The 25,610-nt window shown below is 43.1% G+C and carries 26 protein-coding genes and 1 riboswitch; of the genes, 4 read left to right on the top strand and 22 right to left on the bottom strand.

Features of this window, described 5'->3' with window-relative positions; all coding sequences use genetic code 11:
* Positions 1 to 50 precede the first annotated feature (50 nt).
* Positions 51 to 160: riboswitch (guanidine-I (ykkC/yxkD leader) on the bottom strand.
* A gap of 199 nt (positions 161 to 359) precedes the next feature.
* Positions 360 to 1,403: a trifunctional transcriptional activator/DNA repair protein Ada/methylated-DNA--[protein]-cysteine S-methyltransferase gene (locus NSQ52_RS06410; RefSeq protein WP_024719619.1), complete on the top strand. Its 1,044-nt coding sequence runs from the start codon at positions 360 to 362 to the stop codon at positions 1,401 to 1,403.
* A gap of 18 nt (positions 1,404 to 1,421) precedes the next feature.
* Here NSQ52_RS06410 and NSQ52_RS06405 read toward each other — a convergent pair whose 3' ends face one another.
* The 5 genes from NSQ52_RS06405 to NSQ52_RS06385 form a co-directional block, all read right to left on the bottom strand.
* Positions 1,422 to 1,967 (bottom strand): GNAT family N-acetyltransferase, encoded by a 546-nt coding sequence (locus NSQ52_RS06405; protein ID WP_041507405.1) that lies wholly within the window; start codon positions 1,965 to 1,967, stop codon positions 1,422 to 1,424.
* Between the two features lie 16 nt (positions 1,968 to 1,983).
* Entirely contained in the window at positions 1,984 to 2,472 is a 489-nt protein-coding gene (locus NSQ52_RS06400; protein ID WP_159145620.1) for a small multi-drug export protein, read from the bottom strand.
* 110 nt (positions 2,473 to 2,582) lie between these two features.
* On the bottom strand, positions 2,583 to 3,335 hold the full coding sequence (locus NSQ52_RS06395; RefSeq protein WP_142154844.1) for a hypothetical protein: 753 nt from the start codon (positions 3,333 to 3,335) through the stop codon (positions 2,583 to 2,585).
* Between the two features lie 4 nt (positions 3,336 to 3,339).
* Positions 3,340 to 3,666, bottom strand: a complete 327-nt coding sequence (locus tag NSQ52_RS06390; RefSeq protein WP_017367090.1) for a PadR family transcriptional regulator — start codon at positions 3,664 to 3,666, stop codon at positions 3,340 to 3,342.
* A gap of 114 nt (positions 3,667 to 3,780) precedes the next feature.
* Positions 3,781 to 4,302: an acyl-CoA thioesterase gene (locus tag NSQ52_RS06385; protein WP_008346212.1), complete on the bottom strand. Its 522-nt coding sequence runs from the start codon at positions 4,300 to 4,302 to the stop codon at positions 3,781 to 3,783.
* 179 nt (positions 4,303 to 4,481) lie between these two features.
* On the opposite strand from NSQ52_RS06385, the gene NSQ52_RS06380 reads away from it, so the two are divergent.
* The gene (locus NSQ52_RS06380) at positions 4,482 to 5,342 is read left to right on the top strand and encodes a dimethylarginine dimethylaminohydrolase family protein (RefSeq protein ID WP_274660231.1); all 861 of its coding nucleotides are present in this window, start codon (positions 4,482 to 4,484) and stop codon (positions 5,340 to 5,342) included.
* Positions 5,343 to 5,403: 61 nt separating this feature from the next.
* Here NSQ52_RS06380 and NSQ52_RS06375 read toward each other — a convergent pair whose 3' ends face one another.
* From NSQ52_RS06375 to proG, 10 genes are all read right to left on the bottom strand, one after another.
* Entirely contained in the window at positions 5,404 to 6,372 is a 969-nt protein-coding gene (locus tag NSQ52_RS06375) for an oligopeptide/dipeptide ABC transporter ATP-binding protein (protein WP_008346217.1), read from the bottom strand.
* Positions 6,362 to 7,279 (bottom strand): NlpC/P60 family protein, encoded by a 918-nt coding sequence (locus tag NSQ52_RS06370; protein WP_024719615.1) that lies wholly within the window; start codon positions 7,277 to 7,279, stop codon positions 6,362 to 6,364. The genes NSQ52_RS06375 and NSQ52_RS06370 overlap by 11 nt, the downstream gene beginning before the upstream one ends.
* Positions 7,279 to 8,358, bottom strand: a complete 1,080-nt coding sequence (locus tag NSQ52_RS06365; RefSeq protein WP_144678888.1) for a dipeptide epimerase — start codon at positions 8,356 to 8,358, stop codon at positions 7,279 to 7,281. The genes NSQ52_RS06370 and NSQ52_RS06365 overlap by 1 nt, the downstream gene beginning before the upstream one ends.
* Positions 8,355 to 9,296, bottom strand: a complete 942-nt coding sequence (locus tag NSQ52_RS06360; RefSeq protein WP_017367085.1) for an LD-carboxypeptidase — start codon at positions 9,294 to 9,296, stop codon at positions 8,355 to 8,357. Before NSQ52_RS06360 ends, NSQ52_RS06365 begins: the two co-directional genes overlap by 4 nt.
* A 115-nt stretch (positions 9,297 to 9,411) precedes the next feature.
* Complete coding sequence (locus NSQ52_RS06355) at positions 9,412 to 11,031, bottom strand: peptide ABC transporter substrate-binding protein (protein ID WP_342474013.1); 1,620 nt, start codon at positions 11,029 to 11,031, stop codon at positions 9,412 to 9,414.
* Entirely contained in the window at positions 11,028 to 12,041 is a 1,014-nt protein-coding gene (locus tag NSQ52_RS06350; protein ID WP_007498841.1) for an ABC transporter ATP-binding protein, read from the bottom strand. Before NSQ52_RS06350 ends, NSQ52_RS06355 begins: the two co-directional genes overlap by 4 nt.
* 7 nt (positions 12,042 to 12,048) lie before the next feature.
* Positions 12,049 to 13,011 carry an ABC transporter permease gene (locus NSQ52_RS06345; protein ID WP_024719611.1) on the bottom strand — a complete coding sequence of 321 codons (963 nt, stop codon included), beginning with the start codon at positions 13,009 to 13,011 and terminating at the stop codon, positions 12,049 to 12,051.
* The gene (locus NSQ52_RS06340; protein WP_008346233.1) at positions 13,008 to 13,943 is read right to left on the bottom strand and encodes an ABC transporter permease; all 936 of its coding nucleotides are present in this window, start codon (positions 13,941 to 13,943) and stop codon (positions 13,008 to 13,010) included. The genes NSQ52_RS06345 and NSQ52_RS06340 overlap by 4 nt, the downstream gene beginning before the upstream one ends.
* An 18-nt stretch (positions 13,944 to 13,961) precedes the next feature.
* On the bottom strand, positions 13,962 to 14,786 hold the full coding sequence (locus NSQ52_RS06335; RefSeq protein ID WP_072367662.1) for a M55 family metallopeptidase: 825 nt from the start codon (positions 14,784 to 14,786) through the stop codon (positions 13,962 to 13,964).
* 189 nt (positions 14,787 to 14,975) lie between these two features.
* Positions 14,976 to 15,800 carry a pyrroline-5-carboxylate reductase ProG gene (proG, locus tag NSQ52_RS06330; protein WP_072367661.1) on the bottom strand — a complete coding sequence of 275 codons (825 nt, stop codon included), beginning with the start codon at positions 15,798 to 15,800 and terminating at the stop codon, positions 14,976 to 14,978.
* Between the two features lie 169 nt (positions 15,801 to 15,969).
* Between proG and NSQ52_RS06325 the strand changes: the two genes are divergently transcribed.
* Positions 15,970 to 17,289, top strand: a complete 1,320-nt coding sequence (locus tag NSQ52_RS06325; protein WP_024719608.1) for a trypsin-like peptidase domain-containing protein — start codon at positions 15,970 to 15,972, stop codon at positions 17,287 to 17,289.
* Between the two features lie 42 nt (positions 17,290 to 17,331).
* Here the strand turns inward: NSQ52_RS06325 and NSQ52_RS06320 are convergent, their stop codons facing one another.
* Complete coding sequence (locus tag NSQ52_RS06320) at positions 17,332 to 18,282, bottom strand: ring-cleaving dioxygenase (protein ID WP_072367660.1); 951 nt, start codon at positions 18,280 to 18,282, stop codon at positions 17,332 to 17,334.
* A 329-nt stretch (positions 18,283 to 18,611) separates the two neighbouring features.
* Here NSQ52_RS06320 and NSQ52_RS06315 point away from each other — a divergent pair, with 329 nt between their 5' ends.
* Complete coding sequence (locus NSQ52_RS06315) at positions 18,612 to 19,937, top strand: amino acid permease (RefSeq protein WP_144678892.1); 1,326 nt, start codon at positions 18,612 to 18,614, stop codon at positions 19,935 to 19,937.
* A gap of 13 nt (positions 19,938 to 19,950) precedes the next feature.
* Here NSQ52_RS06315 and NSQ52_RS06310 read toward each other — a convergent pair whose 3' ends face one another.
* The 6 genes from NSQ52_RS06310 to NSQ52_RS06285 all read right to left on the bottom strand — a co-directional run bounded on the left by NSQ52_RS06310 (position 19,951) and on the right by NSQ52_RS06285 (position 25,600).
* Positions 19,951 to 20,280 (bottom strand): hypothetical protein, encoded by a 330-nt coding sequence (locus NSQ52_RS06310; protein WP_024719605.1) that lies wholly within the window; start codon positions 20,278 to 20,280, stop codon positions 19,951 to 19,953.
* Between the two features lie 63 nt (positions 20,281 to 20,343).
* Positions 20,344 to 21,300 (bottom strand): sugar-binding transcriptional regulator, encoded by a 957-nt coding sequence (locus tag NSQ52_RS06305; protein WP_007498849.1) that lies wholly within the window; start codon positions 21,298 to 21,300, stop codon positions 20,344 to 20,346.
* A gap of 92 nt (positions 21,301 to 21,392) precedes the next feature.
* Positions 21,393 to 22,178 carry an SDR family oxidoreductase gene (locus NSQ52_RS06300; RefSeq protein WP_024719604.1) on the bottom strand — a complete coding sequence of 262 codons (786 nt, stop codon included), beginning with the start codon at positions 22,176 to 22,178 and terminating at the stop codon, positions 21,393 to 21,395.
* A complete protein-coding gene (locus NSQ52_RS06295; protein ID WP_342474012.1) occupies positions 22,156 to 22,851 on the bottom strand; it encodes an SDR family NAD(P)-dependent oxidoreductase in 696 nt (231 codons plus the stop codon). Before NSQ52_RS06295 ends, NSQ52_RS06300 begins: the two co-directional genes overlap by 23 nt.
* A 31-nt stretch (positions 22,852 to 22,882) precedes the next feature.
* Complete coding sequence (lpdA, locus tag NSQ52_RS06290) at positions 22,883 to 24,265, bottom strand: dihydrolipoyl dehydrogenase (protein WP_342474011.1); 1,383 nt, start codon at positions 24,263 to 24,265, stop codon at positions 22,883 to 22,885.
* A 12-nt stretch (positions 24,266 to 24,277) separates the two neighbouring features.
* The gene (locus tag NSQ52_RS06285) at positions 24,278 to 25,600 is read right to left on the bottom strand and encodes a dihydrolipoamide acetyltransferase family protein (protein ID WP_342474010.1); all 1,323 of its coding nucleotides are present in this window, start codon (positions 25,598 to 25,600) and stop codon (positions 24,278 to 24,280) included.
* Positions 25,601 to 25,610: the final 10 nt, after the last annotated feature.

Here is a 25,610-nt window from a genome sequence, read left to right as displayed (position 1 = left end):
TTACCGATTCCAAGCAATAAAAAAAGCCCGGAAATCGATCGTTTGATCAAATCTCCCGGGCTTTTATCCCTCCGTGTCCATACGGTCTATTGTCTAGACCCTATGTGTTTTCTCTCGGTCCAGACTGCGCTGCCCGCACGGAACCCTAGAAAACCAATTCATGATAATCAGATCTAGCATACAGCCGATTCTGTATGAAAAAGTGTATCACACCCTGATATGCCGGTCTACCACTTTGCTTTTTCCCTTCAAATATACTTGTTCATTTTTCGAAAGAAAGTGGATGAAAGCGAAGTATACTAAATGTTAGAAAGAGGAACGACCACATCACTGATATAATAAAACAAGAGGTGGATCAAATGATGATGACCGACGAACAAAAACACGAATTTTATCAAGCACTTGTTGATAAGAATCCGCAATATGATGGCACGTTTTTTGCTGGTATTAAAACAACCGGCATCTTCTGCCATGCCACGTGCACTGCTAGAAAACCAAAATATGAGAACTGCGAGTTTTTCTTTACAGCAGAGGAGGCACTGCTTGCAGGGTATCGGCCGTGTAAGCGATGCACGCCTTTAACATATCCTAACAGCATTCCAGAAGAAGTCAAAACACTTGTATCAGCAGTTGAAGAGAGTCCTGAGAAACGGTGGAAAGAAGAAGATTTTCGCCAATTAGGGATTCACTCTGCAACAGCTCGGAGAAAATTCAAAGAAATCTATGGAATGACCTTTGTTCAATATGCTAGATCACGCCGAATGGGGCTAGCGTTTAAAGAGATTCTGAACGGAAAAAAAGTCATTGATCAGCAAGTCACCTTCGGTTACGAGTCTTCCAGTGCCTTCAATGACGCCTTTACGAAAATCATGGGGAATCCACCCAAAAAGGCGCAAGTCAATATTTTGCATGCGAATTTTATTTCTACTCCGATTGGGCGGATGATGAGCATTTCAGATGCAACCCATGTGTATTTGCTTGAATTTATGGACAGGCGAGGATTAGAAAGAGAAATTGAGAACATCAGAAAAAAACATCATGCCCGTATTTTAGTTGGAGAAACAAACGTCCATCAGCAATTAGCAAAGGAATTGGCCTTATATTTTGAAAAGAAACTCACGCAGTTTACTGTGCCACTTGCTATACATGGCACCCCTTTTCAGAAAAGGGTATGGGATCTTCTATTACAGATTCCGCCAGGCGAAACGAGATCGTATCGAGATCTTGCCATCATGCTTGGCGATCCCCATTTGGTTCGGGCAGTTGGAAATGCAAATGGTGCCAATCAGTTGGCCATCATCATTCCTTGTCACCGAGTCATTCAAACAAGCGGTGAACTTGGCGGATACGGCGGGGGAATCGAACGAAAGAAATATTTACTTCAGTTAGAACAGCGTCTATAAAAGAAAAAGCGGCTCTCCTTATGATTCAAGCGAGCCGCTTTTTCCGTCACGAGTAACACTGTAAACATCAATCATTTGATCCCATTTTGAAATGGTTTTTTCTTTTTTCATCCCCATTTTCATTGCGACCTTGACTGACGCTTCATTGTCAGGGCGAATTAAGCTGACCATTCGCCTCACCTTCATTTCGTCAAAACCATACGCAAGACAGCCTTTTGCAGCCTCAACAGCATATCCTTTTCCCCATGCCGATCTCTTTAGCATATAGCCAATTTCAAGCTCTGTTTGTCCTTCGACGTTTTGGAGAACAATTCCGCTTTGACCAAGTGGTTCCTTCGTTTCTTTTTCTTCAATGATCCACAGGGATGTATGAAATGTGCGGTCATTCTTTTGATTCCAAGCAATCCACTCTTTTGTCTGCTTTTCATCCTTTAGTGAAGGATAATACTTCATGACCTCTTCATCTTGGAACAGCTTTTCATATAAAAAAGGCGCATCGTCTTCATCCATTGTTCTCAGTCTGAGGCGCTCTGTTTCAAGCACGATCCGTGTTTGATGTGTCATTTGTTATCCCCCCTGCTTACTTGCTAAAAATATCTCCGAACAACCCATTTGAATCTGGGGCAAAGTAATGGAACCCCGCACCCGTTAAACTAGCAGCTAATGCGGTCCACATGATTAAACTGACCGTCATCCACACAGTGACTTGTTTTCTTTTCGTACCGAAGCTCATACACATAAAAGCCGCTAAATGACTGCCAATAATAAAAGGACCGATAAGTGCCAAACCAGGGAGACCGTACCGTTCCCAAACCTTTCTGGCTTTCAGCTGTTTTTTCTCTCCTTTTTCATCATGTTTCTCCTCTTTCTTCTTCAGCCACCACGCTTTAAATCGGTCCACGAAGACGATGAGTAGCAAGACGGTAAGAAAGTTGCCGACGAATCCAATAACTGCCGTTGTCACAGGATGCAGACCACTTAAAATCCCCAGCGGAACGACACCAACCACTTCAAAGAAAGGTAAAGCAGCCAATATAAAAACGAGTACATACCCCCATACAATATCCAATCACAGAACCCCTTTTCATTTTTGTCCTCTTCTCATTGTAAAGAAAAATGTGATCCCATATCTACATTTTTTTAGAAAAAGAAAAGCACATCGCAAGTGATGTGCTCTATCTACATTAAATGTTCATTTTTCTTGTTTGTTTTCTGTAAAAAAGCGATTGTGAGCAAGACTAAAATCACAATGGATACCAGACTTGTGAAAAGAAGCATCAGAGGTGATGTCCATCCAAGCCATTCGAATAGGAGCTGCGGCCCAAAGAAGATCACCGGAATGAGCGACACCATATTGGCTTTTAAAATGGCATTCAATAAGACAATACACAGCAGCAACAGAAGAATGACGCCCCATCTTTGGCTCGAGGTCAGCACAAGTAAAGGAGTACCAAGTTTTTGGTCCAATAATTTCACTGTGATCAAGGCTGTCATCTGAAAAACACCTAATATCCAAAAGTAAAAGAATGCCCTCCTGCTTGTTTGAAAGGCAGAAGCTCTAAACATCACAATGGTCATGATCACATTGGCCACTATGATTAGCGGATAACCAATGAGTGCATACCAAGAATACGATAAACTTTGACTGATGGCATCTGCTAACATCATGTAAAAAAGAGATCCAATTAAAAAAGCACTGACAAACGGAACCCAGTCTTTATGATTTCTAGAAAGCTCTTTCGCTAGCTCATCAGCAAAGCCCCGTGGATCTCCGCCAAATACATCTTCCCCTGTTTTCCCATCTTTCTCAGCTTCGACAGCGTGTGTCGTTAATTCATCCATCACTTCGTCGATCTCGTCCTGATTTTTCCCTTTTGATATGAGATAGAGTTGCAGCTCTAATAAGATGTGTCTCGTTTCTTTTGTTACCATCTTCTCACTTCCCTTTATGTAATAATCGCTCTACATTCCCTGACAGCTCATTCCATCGCATAGTAAAATCCGTCAGCGCTTCTTCGCCTCTTTGTGTGAGCGTATAGTATTTCCTTTTCGGCCCACTCGCCGATGCTTTTGTGGACGTATGAACCAGTTGTTCTTTTTGCATGCGCAGCAAGATCGGATAAATACTACCTTCACTAATTTGATCAAACCCATAGTGCGCAAGCTTCTTTGTCATTTCATAGCCATAAATTTCACCTTCAGAAATAATCGACAGCAGGCATCCTTCTAAAATTCCTTTTAGCATTTGTGTTGATTGTGTCATCATCGATCCTCCGCTTTCAGTACCTTGCATGACAAGATAGTTTGATCTTACCACACACTATCTTGCCATGCAAGATACCGACTCAGAAAAAAATCACCGCTTAAAGGGTGATTTTTACGCCCAAGGCTTATCCGTCCCAAGTGCGTCAGCCAAAGCTTTACTATGCTTCCGGCGGCTTTTTCTTTCCTCTGCCCGCTGCTTCGCTGTTTGATGAAGCATGATTTCTTCCTCTGTTTCCGGCATGACTTGTGGAACTCGTTTTGGCTTCCCGTTTTCATCAAGCGAGACAAAAGTAAGAAATGAAGTTGCTGCGAGTCTGCGCTCTCCAGACATCAAGTTTTCCTTAATGACTTTGACGAATACTTCCATAGAAGATGTACCGACCCATGTCACATAAGATTCTAAGCAGACGGACTCTTTCTGTCCAATCGGCTCTAAAAAATCAACTGAATCCATTGATGCGGTGACTGTTTCACTACGGCTGTGTCTTGCTGCCGAGATGGAAGCAATGTCATCTATATAACTCATTAATTTCCCACCAAATAACGTTTGGTGGTTATTCGTATCGAGGGGGAATACCCTGCTGGTTTTCACAACTTTCGATTCCTTGCAGTATTTGAAATTTTCTTCACTCATCGTCATAGCTCCTTCTTGCTGTTTTCGTTGATGCGGAACGACTTTTATTAAACACTATTCTATTAGGTTTGTCTAAACTTTTTGCTTTAGTCTCTCATGAGAGATTTTCTTTCGGAAATGTTTCAACATTTACTAGAAGGAGGAATAATATAATTATCGATAAACAAGGAGGCCCTTTGATGGATTCTATGAAATCAGAGAAAGTGTATAAAACGCCGCAATGTATGAGTGAATATGATGATTTACAAGAAGTCCTCTTATGCAGTCCAATTTATATGGAAATTAAACAGATCATCAATGAAACCCAAAAGCATTTTGCAAGAGAAAATATTTCTCAAATCAAAGCCCTCACGCAGCATAAGCAATTCATCCAAACGCTGAAAAACCATCATGTCCGGCCTGTCCTTCTTCCTGCAAATGAACGTTTCCCTGAACAAGTCTTCACTCGGGATATTGGATTTACAATTGGACAGACTTTATTTGTTTCAAACATGGCAGCCCCTGTCAGACAAGGAGAAGAACATTCCTTAAAAGAATGGGGACAGACAAAAGGATGGACAACCATCACGCTGGATGATGGAACGATTGAAGGCGGCGATGTGCTTGTAGACCAAACCCGGGTATTTGTGGGGATCAGCAAAAGAACAAATCTAGCCGCCATCCAGCAACTCAAAAAAGAACTGCCGAATCACGACATCATTCCTATTCATCTTCCTTCTCACATTTTGCATCTTGATTGTGTGATGAATATTCTTTCTCATCATGAGATCTTGATTTACCCTGAAGCTTTTACGGAAAAGGATCTTCATATGCTCAAAAAGCATTATGATCTCATTGAAATAAGTGAGCAAGAGCAGTTCACACTTGGACCAAATGTGTTGTCCATTGGACAGAAAAAAGTCATCAGCTTACCAATCAACCAAGAAACAAATGCTGCATTAACAGCCAGCGGCTACACCGTCATTGAAGTAGATTTTTCAGAAATCATTAAATCCGGCGGCTCTTTTAGATGCTGTACATTACCTATTAGGCGTTCATAAAAGCCAAAAAGCCAGCTTGTCTACTCGCTGGCTTTTTAAATGCTTACCTTCTTCCCTCTATCTATTTCCTATCATATAAATGACAAGCCACTTCATGCCCTTCTTCGACTGCTTGTAATACTGGCTTTTTGTCCGCACATACATCCATTGCAGCAGGACATCTTGTCCGAAATACGCAGCCGCTTGGCGGATTCACTGGACTTGGAATTTCTCCCTTTAAAATAAACCGCTTGCGTTTATCTTCCACATCAGGATCTGGAATCGGGATAGCAGACAGCAATGCTTGTGTATATGGATGAAGTGGTGTTTTATATAAAGCATCACTGCTGGTCATCTCCACGAGATGTCCTAAGTACATGACACCGATTCGATCGCTAATATATTTGACCATCGATAAATCATGGGCAATAAATAAAAACGTCAATCCCTCTTCTTTTTGCAGTTTTTTCAGCAAATTCACGACTTGAGCTTGAACGGATACATCTAGTGCAGAAATCGGCTCATCTGCCACGATAAACTTTGGTGATAAGGCGAGTGCTCTAGCAATCCCTATTCTTTGCCTCTGACCTCCGCTGAATTCGTGAGGATAGCGTGTAGCAAAATCATGACTTAGCCCCACCGCTTCAAGCAGTTCCTTCACGCGCTCGAGCCTTTTCTTTTGACTGCCATACAATTGGTGGATCTCCATCGGTTCTAGCATAATATCTTTTACAGAGAGCCTAGGATTTAAAGAAGAATACGGATCTTGAAACACCATTTGAATTTGTCTATTGAAATCAAATGATTCTCGGTTCGATAAGTGATGGAGACTTTTCCCTTCATACAAAGCTTCACCTTCTGTCGGGTCATAAAGCCGCATGAGCACTTTTCCAAGTGTAGATTTACCGCAGCCTGACTCACCAACAAGACCAAAGGTTTCGCCTTGTTTCAGCTGAAAGGTGACACCATCTAATGCTTTTAACGTTCTTCCTTTCGATAGATGAAAATGCTTTTTTAAGTTGTTGACTTGCAGAAGTGGTTCACTTCCCATCACATCTCCCCCTCTCAGCTTTCAAATACCGCCTTGTTCCTGCCCATTCCTGTTCATATGAAGTACCAGAAAGAGAAAGAAGTTCAATCTGTCTGCCCGTTTTAGGTGAGTGAAGCATCATGCCATCTCCAGCATACATCCCTACATGGCGAACTGCTCCCTTCCCATTGTCATTGGCAAAAAACATGAGATCACCTGGCGCCAAATGGTTTGATGCGACTGGGGTTCCTTGAACTGCTTGGTCACTTGCGTCTCTCGGTAATAAACATCCACACGCTTTGTACATACTGTAAACAAAACCCGAACAGTCGTAGCCATAGCTGCTCATGCCGCCCCACAAATATGACAGTCCAATAAATTGTTTTCCTATAGCTAAGGCATCCTTACCGCTCATAGAAGAAGGTGATGAAGCACGGCGCACATCTTCTTTTTTGATTTCTCTTCTTCCTACTGGAGTTAGAACATCAAAGGAATCGCTCGTTTCTTCAACAGGTGCTAGTTCTGTTAAAAAACTAACCTCCATATCCGGTGTTCCATTTTGATATAAAACCGCTTTTTTCTGACAAACAATCAAGGGACTAGCAGGTGGTTCACTCTCTGATACTTCATTTAATTGCTCTACAGGGATATAACCTGGATAGCCTTGCGGGTGTTTCCGGCTTGCCTGCTGCGGGATGACAACTTTCATCCAGCCATCTGTTTCCTCCAGCCCAATGACTCGTTCGCCAAGCAGTACTTGGGTTTGAATAAGGTTTTCTTCACATAAGGCCAATTTCTGTTCATATGTTTGCTCATCAATCCATTCTTTGATCTGGACGGAACTTTGAAGAACGTGTCGATCTATTTCTCTCGGTGACTGCGGTGCTGTCCATATATTTGCGACTGGAACCTTTGATTCATATAACATCATAAGACCCCTTTCACTCTTTGAATGCCTAACCCATGATGCGGCGGAAAGAGAATATCTTTTCCTTGATAGATAATTCCTCCGTCTATTAAGTCCTCTTTGAGCATAAGCGGCGCATCAAAATCGTAACGGGTAATATTCGGTTGGCTTGCAGCAAGATGAGCGGCTGCGGTAATCCCTAGTTTTGATTCGATCATACTGCCAACCATGCACTTGACGCCGTATGCTTCTGCTAAACTATTGATTTTCAGCGCTTTTTTGATACCGCCTGTTTTCATTAATTTTAAGTTGATGAGATCACAGCTTCTCGTTTCTAACACCTTGATGGCATCATGGAGGCTAAAAATACTTTCATCTGCCATAATCAATGTGTCTGTTGCTTCCGTCACCCGGCGCAGACCCTCGATGTCTTCTTTAGGCACTGGCTGCTCGACTAGTTCAATATCGAGTGCCTCCATTTTTCGAATGGCGACAATCGCTTCCTTCCATGTCCAGCCTTGGTTGGCGTCAAGCCTGATTTGAATATCCGGCCCGACTTTTTCTCGAATCCGTTTGATCCGTTGAATATCCGTATCTATATCATCTTTTCCCACTTTGATCTTTAAGGTACGAAAGCCTTCAGCTGCATATTGCTTCGCATCCTCTGCCATTTCTAACGGACGGTTGACACTAACCGTGTAATCCGTTTCCAGCTGATTACGATAACCACCAAGATATTGATAAAGCGGCAGGCCAGCCTGCTTCGCTAAACCATCGTAAATCGCCATATCTATTGCAGCCTTTGCACTCGTGTTTCCTACAAGTACACGGTCGATCGCTGAAAAAATTTGTTCATATTGTGACAATGAGGCCCCAATCAAGATCGGCCTCATCACAGCGCAAATAGCATAGTCGATGCTTTCCAGTGTTTCACCTGTAATGACCGATGTCGGCACTGCCTCTCCATAGCTGACATCGCCTTGATCATAGGTGATGATCACAATAAGAGATGCGGCGTCATACACCGTTCTTAATGCTGTTTTGAAAGGCTTCTTTAGCGGTACACTCGTTCTGCATGTGCGAACATCTACGATTTTCATTTGATCGCCTCTTTCGCTGCAACACCTGGGGAAATATGCAGTTTTTTCCCTGTAGCATCTAATGTAGCCTGCACGCCGATTGGAATGGCGAAGTTTGGAGAGGAATGACCGATCCGAAAGCCGCCAAGTGCAGGTTTCTGTTGCGGGACAATATACGTCTCCCATAACTGATCGAGCGTCAACGACTGCTCTTTCTTTTTCGGCTCACATTGATGAAAATCACCAATGATAAATCCCGCCGCATCATGTAATTTTCCTGCAGAGGCTAGGTGCTGCATCATTCGATCGATTTTATATGGTTCTTCGTCTATATCTTCTATCAATAAAAGCTTCCCCTTTGTATCAATTTCAAAAGGTGTACCAAGTGTCGTGACAATAAGGGCAAGATTTCCTCCGGTGATTTCGCCTGAAGCCGTGCCATGATAAAAAGTGTGAAGAGGTGACAGGTGGTTCGTATACGAAAAGGCTTTCGGAGTGAATAGCTGTAAAAAGGTATCCTTTGTATACGGATGAACCTCTTCAAGTCCCACATCAGAGGAGAGCATTGGACCATGAAAGGTCACAAGACCCGTCTGCTGCTGAATGGCTGTATGTAAAAATGTAATATCACTGTATCCCCAAAAGATTTTTGGGTTCCGGCGAATCAAATCATAATCAATGGCTTCTGCAATTCTTCCTGTTCCGTATCCTCCGCAAGCACAAATCACTGCCTTCACGTCTGGATCTTGAAACATGTGATGAATATCTTCCACTCGTTCATGATCATGACCTGCTAAATAACCATACCGGGAGTCGATATACTTCCCCTTTTTCACCTTTAGCCCTAAGCTTTCTAAAAAAGAAATACCTCTTGCTAATTTCAGCTCATCAGGCGGGCTTGCTGGTGCAATGATTCCCACTGTATCTCCTGTTTGAAGTGCCACTGGCAGATGGTTCACGCCAATCCCCTCTTTCTCTTCGTTTCTTTCAATCTATGGGCATCTTCTTCATAACATGAACAAATAAAGGAACAGACGCTTTTTTCAAAGCGTCCCGTTCTCTCATTTTTTTCATTTACTCTCCATCTACCTGTGCCCATTTCAAATCAATGTAACCAACAGGATGGCGGACAATGCCCTTTACGCCTTCTTTTTGTAAATAGACTTGGTTATAAAAATGAATGGGAATGATCGGTGCTTCATCCATCAGAAGTGCCTCGGCATCATGCAGCATACGATTTCTCTTTTGTTCATCTGCTTCTTGACTCGCCTTTTTGATCAGCTGATCATACGTATCATTTGACCAACCTGTCCGGTTCATCGCATTTCCTGTTTGGAAGCTCTCTAAGAAATTGATAGGGTCTGCATAGTCAGCTAGAAATGAACTTTGCGAGAATTGGAATTTGAGTGCCTTTTGATCTTCTGCAAACACATTTGCTTCCATGTTTGCAAGCTTCACATCTACCCCTAGCGCTTCTTTTAATTGCTGCTGAATGGCTTCTGCTTTCTTCTTATTTTCAGGCTTTGTACTGTATGTTAATGTGACAGGCGGCAGCTTTGAATAGTTCTCTTCTTTCAACCCTTTTTCTAATAGTTTTACAGCTTCACTCGTATCATGTTTGACAAGGTCGCCGCCAGCTTCTCTGAAATCTTCACCCTTTGAATCTAAAATTCCTGGTGAAACGAAGGCACGTGCTGGCTTCTCTTCATTTTTCGTCACATACTCTACAATATCCTGAGGATTGATCGCCATTTGAAAGGCTTTGCGAATGTTCTTATTTTGAAAAGGCTCCATGTTGACATTTAGACGATAAAAAAACAGCCCTGCTTGATCCTCAATTTGCACATCTTTGCTTTTTAACAGGTCTTCACTTTGTTCTGCCGGAACGAAGGCCGTATCTAAATCTCCTGATTGATACATTTGGTAATCTGTGTTTCGATCACTGATCATGAGCCATTTCACTTGATCTAGCTTGACCGTTTGTTTGTCCCAATACGTGTCACTTTTTTCCATTGCAAAGCTTTCATCATGCTTCCACTCTGTCAGCTTAAACGGTCCATTGCCGACAAAGGTTTTCGCATCCTTGGCCCAGTTCGGGTCCTTTTCTGCTACCTTCTCATTCACTGGAAAAAAGGCGGGGTTTGCCGTCATATTTAAGAAAGATTTCTGCGGGTATGCTAGCTTGACCTCTAGCGTTTGATCATTAACAGCCTTGACTTTTACATCTTCTTTCTTCCCTTTTCCGCTGTTAAACGCTTCGCCCCCTTCAATCATATAAGCTAAGAATGCCGCAGAAGAGCCCGTCTTTGGATCTAGCAGCCGCTTCCACGCATATTCAAAGTCACTTGCTTTGACTGGATCACCATTTGACCACTTAATCCCATCCCTTAAATGGAACGTGTACGTTTTTCCGTCCTTTGAAATGTCCCATTTTTCCGCCATGGCAGCAGATGGTTCGTGCTTCTCATTCAGTCTCGTTAATCCTTCCATTAAGTTATTGAGCCCTTGCCAGGACACATTATTAAAACCAATGGGCGGATCAAATGATGTCGGTTCGTTTTCGTTATTTAATGTTAAAACTTTCTCTTCACCCTTGCTTGAAGATCCTTTGCCTGCTTGCTCATTGGCTGTACATCCTGCAAGCAGCATCACTGTGATAAAGCACATACTGAGAATCCAACCTGTTTTTCTCATGAAAAACTCCCCCTTTGTGTTGAAGATAAAACCGTTTGCTTCGCTCGTTCATCTTGAAGCCAGCAATGTACTGCATGTGTAGGTGAACGCTGCGTTTCATGCGGCATAATATGATCACACACTTTCATCGCAGACGGACATCGATCGGTATATGGACAACCTTTTGGCGGAGCAAATAAATCTGGCGGGCTTCCTTCAATAGGAATGAGTTCATCTTTCATATCCAGCCTTGGAACGGATTGCAGCAGCCCTTTTGTATAGGGATGCTGTGGACTGTAAAAGATATCTCGCCTTGTCCCAACTTCAACGATTTTTCCCCCGTACATGACAGCCACTCGATCAGCGACTTGTGCTACGACCCCTAGGTCATGTGTGATTAAAATAATCGTCACGCCTGTTTTTTTCTGAATCTCTTTAAATAGTTCTAAAATCTGCGCCTGTATGGTGACATCTAGTGCAGTTGTCGGTTCATCTGCAATCAGCACCTTCGGCTCACAAATAAGAGCCATTGCAATCATGAGCCGCTGCCTCATGCCGCCGCTGAATTGATGCGGATATTGCTTCAGCCTCTCTTTCGGCTGCGGTATCCCCACCAAATCAAGCATACGAAGTGCCTCTTCTTTCACTTCTTTTTTTGTCAGCTTCTGATGCACTTTTGCAGCCTCCATCAGCTGATCTCCAATTGTCAGAGTCGGGTTGAGTGCCGTCATAGGATCTTGAAAAATCATGGAGATATCGACACCACGTATGCTGCGCATGTCTTTTTCAGATAATGACAGCAAGTTGCGATCACGAAACCAAATTTCCCCTTGATCGACTTGTGCGCTGTATGCAGGAAGAAGCCGCATGATACTTTGAGACGTCACACTTTTTCCGCAGCCTGATTCTCCGACAATGGCGAGGGTTTCTTTTTCATACACATCCACATTCACCCCGCGTACCGCTTGAACAGAACCGCCATATGTCCGAAAGCTAACATGCAGATCGATAATCCGAAGCATTTTTTTCATCACGCCATCACCTCTTCATCTTCGGATCAAGCGCATCTTGCAAGCCATCACCTAAATTATTAAAGCAAAACATCGTCAGCGAAATAAAAAATGCCGGAAAGAATAAACGCCACCAGTGACCATTATCTGACAGCACTGTCGGCAAGGCATCATTGGCCATCACACCCCAGCTTGCAAACGGCGCTTGAATCCCTAAACCAAGAAAACTTAAGAACGCTTCAGCAAAAATCGCTGTCGGTACAGTTAGCGTCATCTGGACAATAATCGGTCCCATCGTATTCGGCAGTAAATTTCTGCGGATGATGCGCAAACTTTTTGCGCCAAAGGTTTTCGAGGCAAGGACATATTCTTGGCTTTTCAGCTGAAGGACTTGACCTCTCACGATTCTTGCCATCCCGATCCATCCTGTGACAGTGAGCGCCACAATAATAGTGACAAGCCCAGGCCCCATCAGAACCATCAATAAAATGACGACGAGTAAATACGGCAGACCGTAAAGAACCTCGACAATCCGCATCATGACATGGTCATACTTCCCACCTTTATAGCCTGCAATACCGCCATAGATGACACCGATTGCAAAATCAATGAGAGCGGCCATCACGCCCACAAATAATGAAATGCGTGCGCCGTACCAAGTACGTGTAAACACATCACGTCCAAGTTCATCTGTTCCAAACCAGTGAGCAGCTGACGGTGGCAAGTTTTGCATGGAAAGCCGCTGTTCTGTCACACTATTCGGTGCAAGGAGTGGGCCTAATACAGCCATGACGAACAGAAAAATCAGCACCGATAAACTAAACATAGCGAGTTTATTTTGTTTTAACCGTCGCCAAGTATCTGCCCAATACGAAAGTGAGGGTCTTTTAATGGCATGGACTTCAGATGTCTTTTGTTCTTTAGGAGCAAACCATTCATCTGGCACTTCATGCGCTTGATTCGTTTGATCATGCTGAAGGTGTATACTCATGCCTTTCCTCCTTTCTGATGCAACTGGATCCTTGGATCAAGCAGACGATATGTCACATCTACAATGAAAAGAAGGGTAATTAAGATGATGCTGTAAAAAACAGTGGTTCCCATGATGACAGGATAGTCACGGTTGTTAATACTCTCGACAAAATATTTTCCCATTCCAGGGATCGCAAATATTTTTTCAATCACAAAACTGCCTGTTAAAATACTTGCGACAAGTGTGCCAAGGATCGTGACAACAGGTAAAAGTGCATTCCGCAGGGCATGTTTAAACACAATTTTATAAGGGGAAAGTCCTTTCGCTTTTGCAGTTCGAATATAGTCCTGCGACAGCACTTCAATCATGCTCGATCTCGTTAACCGGGCAATGATAGCCATTGGACCTACCGCCAGTGCAATGGTAGGAAGCACCATATGCATTGGACTTGTCCACATTGCTGTAGGAAAGAGCTTTACATTCACAGCAAGCTGCTGAATTAATAAGGTAGCAAAGATAAAGTTTGGTATGGATATACCGAAAACAGCAATCGTCATGGCGATATAATCAATCAAGCCATTATGCCGGAGGGCAGCCATGATTCCGAGCAAGATGCCGGAGATGACAGCAATCAAAATAGAGATAAGACCAAGTTCTAATGAGACTGGAAAACCTCTCGCCAATAAATCATTGACACTTTCAGAAGGCTTTTTAATGGAAGGACCAAAATCAAAAGTAACGATGGATTTTAAATAGATCATATATTGAACATAGAGTGGTTCGTCTAAGTGATAGTAGCTTTCGAGGTTTCGCTGGACAGTTTCGTTTGTATTTCGTTCTTCATTGAAGGGCGATCCTGGGATGACCTTCATTAAAATAAACGTTAACGTCGTAATCGTTAAAATCGTGGCAATCATCGCAATCAAACGCTTGAGCAAAAAGCTGGCCATCTGCTGTCTCCCCCTCGCTTAACAAAATGTTGTACGTGCGGCAAGCTCTGTCATGACAAGCATCGCTTGGTAGGCTTCTAATATATTCTCTGCTTGGTACGTCACCGTTGTTGTCCCTTCGATGATGGCCGTACCCGGCATTAAATTCGCCCATTCGGCTTGTCCATAATTGGCAAACTCGATTTTCAGCACTGGCTGCTCAGGAGGCGTGAGCGGCTTCATTTGATGAATTTGTTTCATGGCAGCTTCCACTTGCTGCGAGATGAGGGTGCTTACTTTCGCTGGTGTTAAGCATTTCACAGCAGATCTTGAAATGGTTTCTTTCACCGCCACTGTTTTCACGCCAGGCATTAACTTTTCGGCTTCAAGTGCCGCTTGATCGTCTCCGCATACAAGAATGACTGGAACACCATAATAGCCTGCGACATACGCATTAAAGCCCATTTCACCAACTGGATGATCATTTATGTAAAAATGTCTGACACCAAAAATCATACTGTGAGACATCACACCTTTCATTGATGCCCTCGCATGGTAGCCTAAAAAAACAGCGGCATCATACGTTTGATCTAATCCTTGGACCATTGAATAAGGCTTTACATCGCCTGATATGAGAGATGCTTCCTCATGCAAATCTTCAATCAACAGATTATTCATTTTAGAATGGCTATCATTCACTAAAATATCGGTCGCCCCATGTGTAAGAAGAGCTTCTACACAGACGTTCACTTCACCTGTCATGATTTTTCTCCCGCGCTCATAATTGTGCTGGCGGCTATCAACAAATGTATGATCAGCTAGACCAGTAATTCCCTCCATATCGACTGATACATAGAGCTTCATCCCCATCCCCCTTTAATTAAACTTAAAATTTGTGTATATTTTTCTAAATTTTCTAAAAAATTATATGAGAACTTGATTGATTTTTCAATACAATGTCTGAAAATAAGGAAATTAGACTCAGGTAATACAGGTCAAAAGCATTGATGCGAAAGGATTTATTTTACAGAAAAAACACCACTAGCTATGTCTTTAGTGGTGTTTGTCTGCTTCATCGATTTGCGATTTTAGCTGCGCATATTTTTTCAGCGTTTGTGTAAACAAGTCATCGAACATTTGCGGTGCCTGCTGCTGGATGACTGCAGCGCCTTCTCCTGTAATCCCGCCTTTTGTTGCGACCCTATTCACCGTTTCAGCAAATGTCAGTCCGTGTTCAACAAGAACTTGTCCTGTACCGAGCAGCGCATATGTTAAAAATTCATAGGCTTCGTCTAAAGAAAGCTCACTATTCCGAACAGCGGCTCTCGCCATTTCTTCAAAGATTGCTGCAATAAAGCCCGGAGAAGAGCTTGTCAAATTACTCGCCGCATCAAACCGGTCCTCTTCCACTTCCCTGACGATACTAAAAGCTGAAAGCAGGCGGTGGAGTCGTTCTTGTGCCTCCTGTCCAGCAGTTTCACCATGCGCCACAAGGGATACACCCGTCCCTACGGCTGATGTCAAAGTGGGAATGTATCTAGAAACCGGCTGATTCGTATGTTGCATTAATTTGTCTAACGTGACAGCCGCTGCCACTGATACGATATGAAGAGATGTCTTTGCGGGGCTCAGCTGATCTAATACGTCAAGTACAGCAAGCGGTGGTACACAAACAAACACGACATCACATGATGCAGAGATGTCATCTAAAGAGCAAATGTTGACATGCTGGTTCTTCTCTTTCAGCTGTTGCAGCCGCTCCGTTTCACTTCTTGTATGGATCATAAATTGACTGGCATGAATTACTCCTTTGTCCAGCCATTTTTGTACCATCATATCTGCCATGCTTCCATATCCAATGATTCCAATAGTCTCCACAGTTTAATCTCCTCTATTTTGCTTAGATTCACTACTTATTTTAACAATTTCCCACAATGTTTTCATTTTTATCCCACACTTTTTTCTTACGATAAAGTCAGTATCCACCACATACGGTCATTCACCTTAAACACATACATGTAAAAATCGATGAAAGAGAGTGATCTTGATGACACATCACAAAGATGAAAAACACACTTCTTATGAATTACAAACCATTGAACAACCGAAACAAAAGCAGAAGAAGCCAAGTGGCTGGCTGAAGCCATTTGTCAGCGGGATTGTAGGAGGTACGTTAGCGTTAGGTGTTTACGTTCTAACTCCATATGCTCAGCATTCAGAAAATAGTTCAACTGATTCGTCAACGAAAACAGCCGCTGTATCGACAAATGATACAAGTACAAATTCGTCAAAAACAACAGCGTCACAAACATCGAATTCGACCAGCAGTATTTCAAATATGGTCGAAAACGTATCACCAGCCATCGTCGGCATTACAAACTATCAAACACAAAGTCAAACAACCACAGATTTTGGCGATATGAACACACCTTTTGATGGATCACAGCAAAATCAAAACAGCAGCAGTCAAGAACAAGAAAGCGGTACCGGATCAGGGGTTATTTTCAAAAAATCCGGCAGTAAAGCCTATGTATTAACAAACAACCATGTGATTGAAGGAGCAAATAAATTAACAGTCTCCTTGCATAATGGCAAGACGGTAGCAGGAAAAGTGGTCGGTTCTGACCCGCTGACCGATCTTGCTGTCGTGGAAATTAGCAGCAGCGGCGTTACAAAAGTCGCTGAACTCGGAGACTCCTCATCCCTTCGTGCGGGAGAAACCGTCATCGCAATCGGAAACCCTCTTGGTGAAGATTTATCAAGAACAGTGACACAAGGAATTGTCAGCGGTGTCGATCGAACAGTTTCTATGGATACATCAGCTGGCGAAAGCAGTATTAATGTCATTCAAACAGATGCCGCCATTAACCCCGGTAACAGCGGCGGACCGCTTTTAACAACAGACGGAAAGGTTGTGGGGATCACCAGTATGAAAATTTCTGAAACAGGTGTGGAAGGTATCGGATTTGCGCTCCCAATCAATGATGTCAAACCAATTGCAGAACAGCTTCTCACAAAAGGAAAAATCGAACGACCTTATATCGGTATCAGCATGCTGGATCTCGAACAAGTACCAGATGCTTATCAGAAGGAAACGCTTGGACTGACAAGCAGTCAGCTGGATAAAGGCGTGTACGTAAAAGAAATCGCTGCTGGCTCACCTGCTGCAAAAGCTGGATTAAAGGCAGAGGATGTTATCACCGCCATCAATGGCAAAAAAGTGACAACCGGCAGTGAATTACGCCACGAGCTTTACACGAATGCAAAAGTAGGAGATACCATCAGCATCACACTCGTTCGTAATGGAAAAGAAGAAACAAAACAAGTGACATTAACACAATCTGAATCAAAGCAAGTCAGTTCTTAACGAAAAAAGCAGCTCATAAAAATTGAGCTGCTTTTTTCATGTTCACTTGATTGGGACCAATCTTTGTTCAATTTCTGCTCGTTTGTGCTCTAAAAATGGTGGAAGTGCTAATTGATCACCAAGTTCATCCACGCTTTCATCCACTGTAAATCCAGGACCGTCTGTTGAGATTTCAAACAAAATACCGTTTGGCTCTCTAAAATATAGGGCTTTAAAATAAAAACGTTCTACAACACCAGAGTTGGTGAAACCGGCTTTGGCTATTTTATCATGCCATTTTTCAAGCTCTTCTGCGTCCGCTACACGAAAGGCTACGTGATGAACACTCCCTCTACCAGATCGCTCAACAGGTCCTTGTGCTTTTTCGATGACATGAATCTCTGTTCCAGCTCCGCCTTGTCCTGATTCAAAAATCGTCACGATTTCCCCATCATTTGATTGTTCACGTGCTTTTTCTGTGAAACCAAGGATGCTCGTTAACACACTGATCGTTTTATCTGCTTCTGCGACTGTTAATTCTACTGGTCCCAAACCTCTGATCGCAAAATCAGCAGGAATCTCATCATGCACTGGCGGCTTCGCTCCATCTTGCACGCTTGGTTCTACAGTCAAAAACAGCTGCTGTCCTTCTGGATCTGTAAATTTCAAGGCAGGTCTGCCGCCTCTTAAAGAAGCTGTTTCTTTCTTTACACCTTTTTCTTCAAAGCGCTTTTCCCAAAAGGTGATTGCCTCTTCTGAAGTGACAATCAGACCTGTGCGTGAGATCGCATTTGTTCCGTCCAGCCGGCGGGCGAGCATCGGTATTTCAAAAAACGTCAGCTCTGTACCAGGTGAGGCGACCTCATCTCCATAAAATAGATGATACATCGATGGATCATCTTGATTGACTGTTTTTTTCACCAGTTTTAAGCCAAGGATTTGGCGGTAGAAATCAACGTTTTTCTGAGCATTTGCTGTTAGTGCTGATACGTGGTGAATCCCATTTATTTTCATTGTGTTCACTCCTATTATAAAATATCTCGAATTCAAGATAATTTCCTTATGAATAAAATAGGTCATTTTAGAAGAAAAGTCAACCATTCGGCTTCATCTTTATTGGATGTTCGGTTTCCGCCCATTAAATTAACATTACATCAAAAATATTCTTATATTGTTCGCTTTTAAGATAACATTCATCCTAATATCTCCAATAAACGAACACTTTTAAATACAAATACGAAAATCAGAAAATTTTTTTAATTCTTGTTTTCCTAAAATCGTATTACAATGAACAAAATACATGTCACAGTAACGTACGAAAGTGATACAGGAGGTCGTGTGTAATGAACAAAGAACAACCAGCGTTAAAACAAGACATCGGCTTATTTTTTGCCCTATCTCTTGTCATCGGAACAATTATTGGATCTGGCGTTTTTATGAAGCCTGGCAACGTCCTTTCTTATTCAGGAAGCTCAGGCATCGCCTTATTCGCATGGCTGTTAGGCGGGATCTTAACCCTTGCAGGCGGACTCACAGTCGCTGAAATTGGTACACAAATCCCACGTACTGGCGGTTTATATGCCTATCTTGAAGAAATATACGGTGAATTTTGGGGCTACTTATGTGGCTGGGTGCAAATTATTATTTACGGGCCAGCGATTATTGGTGCTCTTGGTCTTTATTTTGGTTCATTATTAGCTAATTTATTTTCTCTTTCTTCTTTATGGGCTTCAACCATTGGCATTATCACCGTTCTTTTTTTATGTGTGATCAACATCATGGGAACGAAATACGGTGGTTTTGTCCAAGGACTGACCACGATCGGAAAGCTTGTTCCAATTGCAGCAATTATTGTGTTTGGCTTATGGAAAGGAAATGAACATATTTTCACAGCCGTCAATGAGAGTATCGCACAAATGAACTTCGGTGCAGCAATTTTGGCAACATTATTCGCCTATGATGGCTGGATTTTGCTTGCAGCGCTTGGCGGTGAAATGAAAAATCCAGAGAAACTGCTTCCTCGTGCGATGGCAGGCGGTATTTTAATTGTCACAGCATGTTATCTCTTTATTAACATCGCCCTTTTGCATGTGTTACCAGCTGATCAAATCGTTCAACTAGGTGAAAATGCAACAAGCACAGCTGCTACAATGCTCTTTGGTCCAATTGGCGGTAAAATTATTAGTATCGGAATCATCATTAGTATCTTTGGCTGTTTGAATGGAAAGGTTCTTTCGTTCCCGCGTGTCATTTTTGCGATGGCAGAACGAAAACAAATTCCGTTTGCCAAAGCCATTTCACGCATTCATCCTACTTTTCAAACACCTTGGATCGCTGTATTTGTACAGATTTTGATTGCCATTGTGTTTATGATCGTCAGTAATCCCGAGAAGCTGTCAGAGGTTTCGATTTTCATGATTTACATCTTTTATGTGATGGCCTTTTTCGCTGTCTTTAAGTTAAGAAAACAAAACAAGGGAATGAAGCGCGCTTATAGCGTACCACTTTACCCGCTCACACCGATCATTGCGATTATCGGCTCTTTCTTTGTCTTAATCAGCACCATGATCACCGATTGGCAAAGCTGCCTGATCTCCATGCTGATCGGCATTGCCGGACTGCCGATTTATTACTACATGAAAAAAACACAAAATAAAGCAGAGCGCTAAGACAGCCTCTGCTTTATTTTTTATATTGCTTAATGACCTTATAAGATTCGTTTAAATATCTCATCAGCCGGTATGGCTTACTTAAAACCCGGATGGGGAGTCTTGAAATAAATCCATTCAGATTCGCCTTATACTCCTGCGTCATCCGCTTCGGCTTTGTGGCAATTTTTTCATATACTTCTTTGTAAAATTCCTTCATGATGTCGACTTGCACACTGATCTTCTGATGACACTCTGTACACTCAACGCTTTTCATCTGATCATTCACATAAACGATGCTGTGGAGGGTCTCTTCTTGGCACCGAGTACAGTGTAGGTTTGCTTCCATTTCGGTTTGCTTCAAGATACACAGCTCCTTTCTCGTTTGATGTTGCTCTTTTTATACAATACGATGGCTGTCAGCTGTTTATTGGACAGATGCTTCCTTTAAAATAGCTGCCGCAGTCAATTCATCGGTGACGAGCACCTGAATAAAGCCGCCGTTTAAGGCTCCTAAAATACTTTCAGCCTTATGGGTTCCTTCCACAACTGCGATGACTTTTTTCACGCTCTTTAATTGTTCTAACGATAATCCAATCACCTTTTGGTTCAGCTCATCTTGGACTGGTTTCCCTTCCCCGTCAAAGAAACGAAAACCAATATCACCAACAGCTCCTGATTGCCTTAAACCAGACAAATCTTCTTCTTTTAAATAACCGACTGTTTTCAATGTAGAGCCTTTATGCGGATTCCCAATACCGATCAGGGCAATATCAACATTTCTGCCTTCTTCAAGCACAGCTTCTATGTCCTGCATCGCCATCAGCCGCTCTTTTAATTCTTCTGTTTCTAAAATCGCAGGTGCATATAAATAGGAGCACGTACCATTCATCTTCTTTGCCAGCTCATATGCCAGCTGATTCGCGTGAATGTCGACTGCCTGCCTGCCCATTCCGCCCTCTAAAGGAATGACTTTGACATCGTTTCTTCGCTCAAATGGATATTCCTTGACGAGCTCGGCAAGTGTGGTTCCCCATGAAATACCGATTTTCTCAGCGCCTTTCATGTTTTTAGACAGATAATAGGCGCCCGCTTGACCGACTGCCCGTTTGACCATCTCAGACATTGTCCCGACACTTGGGACAACGACAGCATCCGTTAATTGAAAGGTCGTTTCCAGCTGCTTTTCAAGTTCCACTGTATGAATACTTTCGTCTTTAATGTACACTTCAACGATTCCCACATCTTTTGCTTTTTGTAAGAGCTTTGAAATGACTGGTCTTGAGACATTGAGCTTTTTTGCAATCTCCTGCTGCGTCCACCCGTCTGTATAATAAAGATGAGCAACCTTGACGAGCTGTCGTCTTTCTTCCCAATTCAGCATGTGACATCATCCTTTTAATATACTATGATTACCAGTATACCAAACATTCGTTTCTAATTGGAACAATTGTTATGAAAATAAAAAAAGAGCGATTAACTCTCCGCTCTTTTTCCCTCGCTATATTTAGGCTGATACGTTCTCCCGCCATCTAATAAGAGTATCTGTCCGTGCAAATAGCTTCCCTCGTCACTTGCGAGAAATAAAGTGACTCCAGCAATATCTTCTGGTTTTCCTAATCTCCCGATAGGAATAAGTGATCGAAGCTGACTTTTCTCAAGCTCAGTCGGATAGAGCGTATCAAGCATCTGAGATTCAATGACGCGCGGTGCAATGACATTGATGCGGACATGATGGGAACCCAATTCCTTTACAAGCGAACGCATGAGACCAAATGCCCCGGCTTTTGACGCGTAATACTGGATGCCGCCGCCAGAGCCTGTTATCGCAGATCCTGATCCAATAATGACAACGCTGCCTTCTTTCCGCTCACATAGATAGGGTGCTAATGCTTTGATGCAATAGAAAAGACCATATAGATTCACAGCCAGTGTCTTTTTCCAAAGGGAAAAATCAACCTCTAAAAAAGGAAGGGATTTCGTCATTCCTGCTGAATAGACAAGATGCCCAATGCCACCCAACTCCCTTTCAGCTGCTGACGCCATTTGCTGAACACTTTCCCACGATGAAACGTCAGCTTGGAACGTCAGCAGCTGAGGGTGCTGTTGTTTTAAAAGCGAAAGTCCCTGTTCATCTATATCTGACACAGCTACACGATGCCCTTCTTTTAAAAAACGCTGAGCAATTTCTTTGCCAATTCCTTGGGCGCCACCTACGATGAGAACTGGTTTTTGTTGATTAGCCAGCGCTCTCACCCCCATCGAGCATAATCGCTGCTCCATCTGTAAATGCACCGTACGATGTACTTAAGAAAACCGTCATATGAGCCACCGTCTCCTTGATTTGCTCTTTGTCAGGAAGCAAATGGAGAGGCGGTGGAAGTAGTGCCAATACCCGGATGCCTTTGTCTTTAAATTCGCGCGCTAATCCTTTTGTCATGGCATTCAACATACTATTTGATGTAGCATGTGAGATCCCGCCATCACCTGTTATGCTGCCTGATGAGGAAATATTAATGATGCAGCCCTGCTTCTGATCCACCATATGCCACACAGCGGCTTGACTGGAAAGAAAGACTGTATTTACGGACCTTTCCACTTCATCGACCCATATCTCAGGACTTACGTCATCAATCTCCTCATCTGCTTTTTGCTCGGCTTGATTGACTAAAATATCAAGCTTGCCGCATGTATCGATGACTTGTCTTAGCATAAGCGTAGCATCACGCGGTGTCTCAAGCGGATTGATGACAACAGTCGATTGGCCGCCTAATTTTTCAATGTCTTCGCTTATCGACTTTGCTTTTGATTCATCACCAAAAGCGTGTATGAAAACATGTGCACCTGCCTGGGCCAAAGCTAGGCAGATGGCTTCTCCAAATCCATCTGTGCTATCTGTCACAAGTGCCACTTTCTGATGAAGCTGGACGTGCACACGGATCTCCTCCCTATCCCTTGTTTGGCATTTATTTTCTCAGCTTACTCACAATATCAAGAGCTGCTTCATAAAAGCCTTCTGAGATGGTTGGATGCGGGTGAATCATTTTGGCCATCTCTTCCGCTGTTCCTTCTAAATACATAAATGAGGAAGCCTCTGATATCATCTCCGTTACATGCGGACCAACCATTGTAGCGCCAATGACTTCACCATATACGGTATCGTACACGAGTTTAATAAAACCGGTTTGAACACCTGCTGCCAACGCTTTCCCGCTTGCAGCTAAATCAAATCGCTCTGCCCGCACGTTTAGCCCTTTGGCTTTTGCCTCTTTCTCTGTCAGTCCCACACTCGCTACTTCTGGCAATGTATAAATACATCTAGGAACGATGTCGTGATTCATTTTTTCAGGCTCGCCGCATATATTGCTGACCGCAACGGCTGCCTCTGCCATCGCCGTATGAGCGAGCTGATAGCCGCCGGCTACATCTCCAATTGCATATACACCTTCAACACTTGTCTTCATCTCGTCGTTTACTTTAATAAAAGGACCATCCAGCTGAAGATCAAGCTGACTGACAGCAGAGACATTTGGTCTTCTTCCGACGCAAACTAGCAGTCTTTCAGCCGTAAAGATGTGCGTCTCTCCTTTATCGTCTGTCGCATGAATCGCTTTGACTCCTTCACTTTCTGTTACCTCTGTCACCGTCGTTTTCTTTGCGATATGGATGCCTTTTTTCTTCAATTCTTTTTCTAGTAATTTCGACGCTTCTTCATCTTCCTGCGGAATAATCGACGGAGCGGCTTCTATAATGGTGACTTTTGATTGGAGACTCTGGAAGATGCATGCCAGCTCAAGACCAATTACACCCCCGCCAATAATGACGACAGATACAGGAATATCTGGGATGTCAAAGATCGTATCACTTGTGTCAAATTGAATCTCTTTGAGCCCTGGAATAGGCGGAATAGCAGGTGATGAGCCAGTGGCAATGATCAGCTCTTTTGTTTCAATCGTTTCTGATCCATCTTGTTTTTCAATGTCAATGCGATTTTTTGTCACAGCTGTGCCTCTGCCGTTATATACATCAATCTTTCCTTGCTTTAATAAAAAGGCGATTCCGCCCCTGAGTTTTTCGATGACATCATCTTTACGTTTTCTCATTTTATCGAAGGAAAGAACCATCTCACCTGTTTCGATTCCCCAGCTTTTTGCTTTCTCAATGGATTCAATGACTTCTGCATGTTTGAGCAGTGTCTTTGAAGGGATACAGCCTCGATTTAAACAAGTCCCCCCTAGAAAATCCTCTTCAATCAATGCAACCTTGTGTCCACGTTCAGCGGCTTGAAGGGCGGCAGTGTATCCGCCAGGCCCTCCGCCAATGACTGTCAGATCATACGTTTTTGTCATCCGATTCATCTCCTACATTAGCAATTCAAATGGTTGTTCAAGCACTTTTTTAAGGTCTGTTAAAAAGGCTGCTGCTGGTGCACCATCTACCACTCGATGATCAAATGATAAGCTGACGCCCATCATTGGCCGCACCTGAATTTCTCCATCGATCACTACAGGTTTTTCTTGAATGCGTCCAACACCTAAAATCGCCACTTCCGGCTGATTAATAATTGGGGTAAACGTGTCAATGGCATACATCCCTAAGTTACTAATGGTAAATGTAGACCCCTTCAACTGGTCTGGCAGTAGCTTTTGATCGCGTGCATTTCGACCAATTTCTTTTGCTTCTTTTGTGAGCTGTTTCAGCCCTTTTTGATTTGCATGAGAGATGACCGGAACCATTAAGCCGTCTTTCACAGCAACCGCAAGACCAATGTGCACATCCTCATGGAAATGGAGCTCATTTTGTTCAAACGTCATATTGATTTGCGGATGGCGCGTGAGGACACTGCTGACCGCATGGATGATGATTTCTGTAAACGACAATCTGTAGCCTGTCTCTTTTTCAATCGCTGGGAGCAGCTGTTTGCGCACTTCTTTTGCTTTTGTCATATCAATTTCACTTGTTAATGTGACGTGCGGCGCTGTAAAGGCACTTTGTGACATGCGATCTGCGATCACTTTTCTCATCCCGGCTAGTTTTTGTGTTCTCACTGGAGCAACCTCTGCCTTTTGTGCGCCTGCTGCTGTCACATCACTCTTCATGATTTTTCCGTGAGCGCCAGAACCAGCAACATTCGCTAAGTCGATTCCTTCACGAGCAGCCACTTTTCCTGCAAGTGGTGATACGCGTTGGCCTTCCTCGTTCGTCTGAAGGGCCGCTTCGACATCCCGTTTTTGAATTCTGCCTTTTGGTCCTGTACCAGATACTTCTTGAATGGCTACTTGGTGATCTTTTGCCGTTTTTCTCGCTGCAGGTGTTGCGCGTACTTTCTCACCCACCGCTGGTTCAACTTCAGTCGAAACAGATGGTTCAGATGGTGATGACGTTCCGCTGTCTTCAGAAGATGCTTCATCTGACTGCGCTGGCGGCTCGCTCGGTACCTGCTCATTAGCCTCTCCGATATATCCAATGACAGCATTAACTGGAATCTGATCATCTGCTTCATAATATTTCTTTAGAAAAACGCCATCATCATAGGCTTCAACCTCGATATTGATTTTGTCTGTCATAATCTCAAATAGAGGCTCACCGATTTCAACCGAATCTCCTTCTTCTTTAAACCATTGAAGCAAGGTACCGATCTCCATCGTACTGCTTAGCTTCGGCATAAATATCTCTTTTGGCATGATCTTCTCC

The organism is Bacillus sp. FSL W8-1141 (assembly GCF_038593205.1).
In the GTDB taxonomy this organism is placed as follows: domain Bacteria; phylum Bacillota; class Bacilli; order Bacillales; family Bacillaceae; genus Bacillus; species Bacillus altitudinis.
The sequence above is the reverse complement of the archived record's forward strand: the minus strand, read 5'-3'. Positions and strand labels throughout refer to the sequence as shown.

Bases quoted from the DNA above. Each gene is read 5' to 3' on its own strand.
- NSQ52_RS06285 (WP_342474010.1), bottom strand. From the start codon at position 25,600: ATGCCAAAAGAGATATTTATGCCGAAGCTAAGCAGTACGATGGAGATC.
- NSQ52_RS06350 (WP_007498841.1), bottom strand. From the start codon at position 12,041: ATGAAAAAAATGCTTCGGATTATCGATCTGCATGTTAGCTTTCGGACA.
- NSQ52_RS06405 (WP_041507405.1), bottom strand. From the start codon at position 1,967: ATGACACATCAAACACGGATCGTGCTTGAAACAGAGCGCCTCAGACTG.
- NSQ52_RS06300 (WP_024719604.1), bottom strand. From the start codon at position 22,178: ATGGGGGTGAGAGCGCTGGCTAATCAACAAAAACCAGTTCTCATCGTA.
- NSQ52_RS06375 (WP_008346217.1), bottom strand. From the start codon at position 6,372: ATGGGAAGTGAACCACTTCTGCAAGTCAACAACTTAAAAAAGCATTTT.
- NSQ52_RS06345 (WP_024719611.1), bottom strand. From the start codon at position 13,011: ATGAGTATACACCTTCAGCATGATCAAACGAATCAAGCGCATGAAGTG.
- NSQ52_RS06325 (WP_024719608.1), top strand. From the start codon at position 15,970: ATGACACATCACAAAGATGAAAAACACACTTCTTATGAATTACAAACC.
- NSQ52_RS06385 (WP_008346212.1), bottom strand. From the start codon at position 4,302: ATGAGTGAAGAAAATTTCAAATACTGCAAGGAATCGAAAGTTGTGAAA.
- NSQ52_RS06390 (WP_017367090.1), bottom strand. From the start codon at position 3,666: ATGACACAATCAACACAAATGCTAAAAGGAATTTTAGAAGGATGCCTG.
- NSQ52_RS06320 (WP_072367660.1), bottom strand. From the start codon at position 18,282: ATGAAAATAAATGGGATTCACCACGTATCAGCACTAACAGCAAATGCT.
- NSQ52_RS06395 (WP_142154844.1), bottom strand. From the start codon at position 3,335: ATGGTAACAAAAGAAACGAGACACATCTTATTAGAGCTGCAACTCTAT.
- NSQ52_RS06410 (WP_024719619.1), top strand. From the start codon at position 360: ATGATGATGACCGACGAACAAAAACACGAATTTTATCAAGCACTTGTT.
- NSQ52_RS06355 (WP_342474013.1), bottom strand. From the start codon at position 11,031: ATGAGAAAAACAGGTTGGATTCTCAGTATGTGCTTTATCACAGTGATG.
- lpdA (WP_342474011.1), bottom strand. From the start codon at position 24,265: ATGACAAAAACGTATGATCTGACAGTCATTGGCGGAGGGCCTGGCGGA.
- NSQ52_RS06305 (WP_007498849.1), bottom strand. From the start codon at position 21,300: ATGCTGAATTGGGAAGAAAGACGACAGCTCGTCAAGGTTGCTCATCTT.
- NSQ52_RS06380 (WP_274660231.1), top strand. From the start codon at position 4,482: ATGGATTCTATGAAATCAGAGAAAGTGTATAAAACGCCGCAATGTATG.
- NSQ52_RS06365 (WP_144678888.1), bottom strand. From the start codon at position 8,358: ATGAAAATCGTAGATGTTCGCACATGCAGAACGAGTGTACCGCTAAAG.
- NSQ52_RS06315 (WP_144678892.1), top strand. From the start codon at position 18,612: ATGAACAAAGAACAACCAGCGTTAAAACAAGACATCGGCTTATTTTTT.
- NSQ52_RS06335 (WP_072367662.1), bottom strand. From the start codon at position 14,786: ATGAAGCTCTATGTATCAGTCGATATGGAGGGAATTACTGGTCTAGCT.
- NSQ52_RS06370 (WP_024719615.1), bottom strand. From the start codon at position 7,279: ATGTTATATGAATCAAAGGTTCCAGTCGCAAATATATGGACAGCACCG.
- NSQ52_RS06340 (WP_008346233.1), bottom strand. From the start codon at position 13,943: ATGGCCAGCTTTTTGCTCAAGCGTTTGATTGCGATGATTGCCACGATT.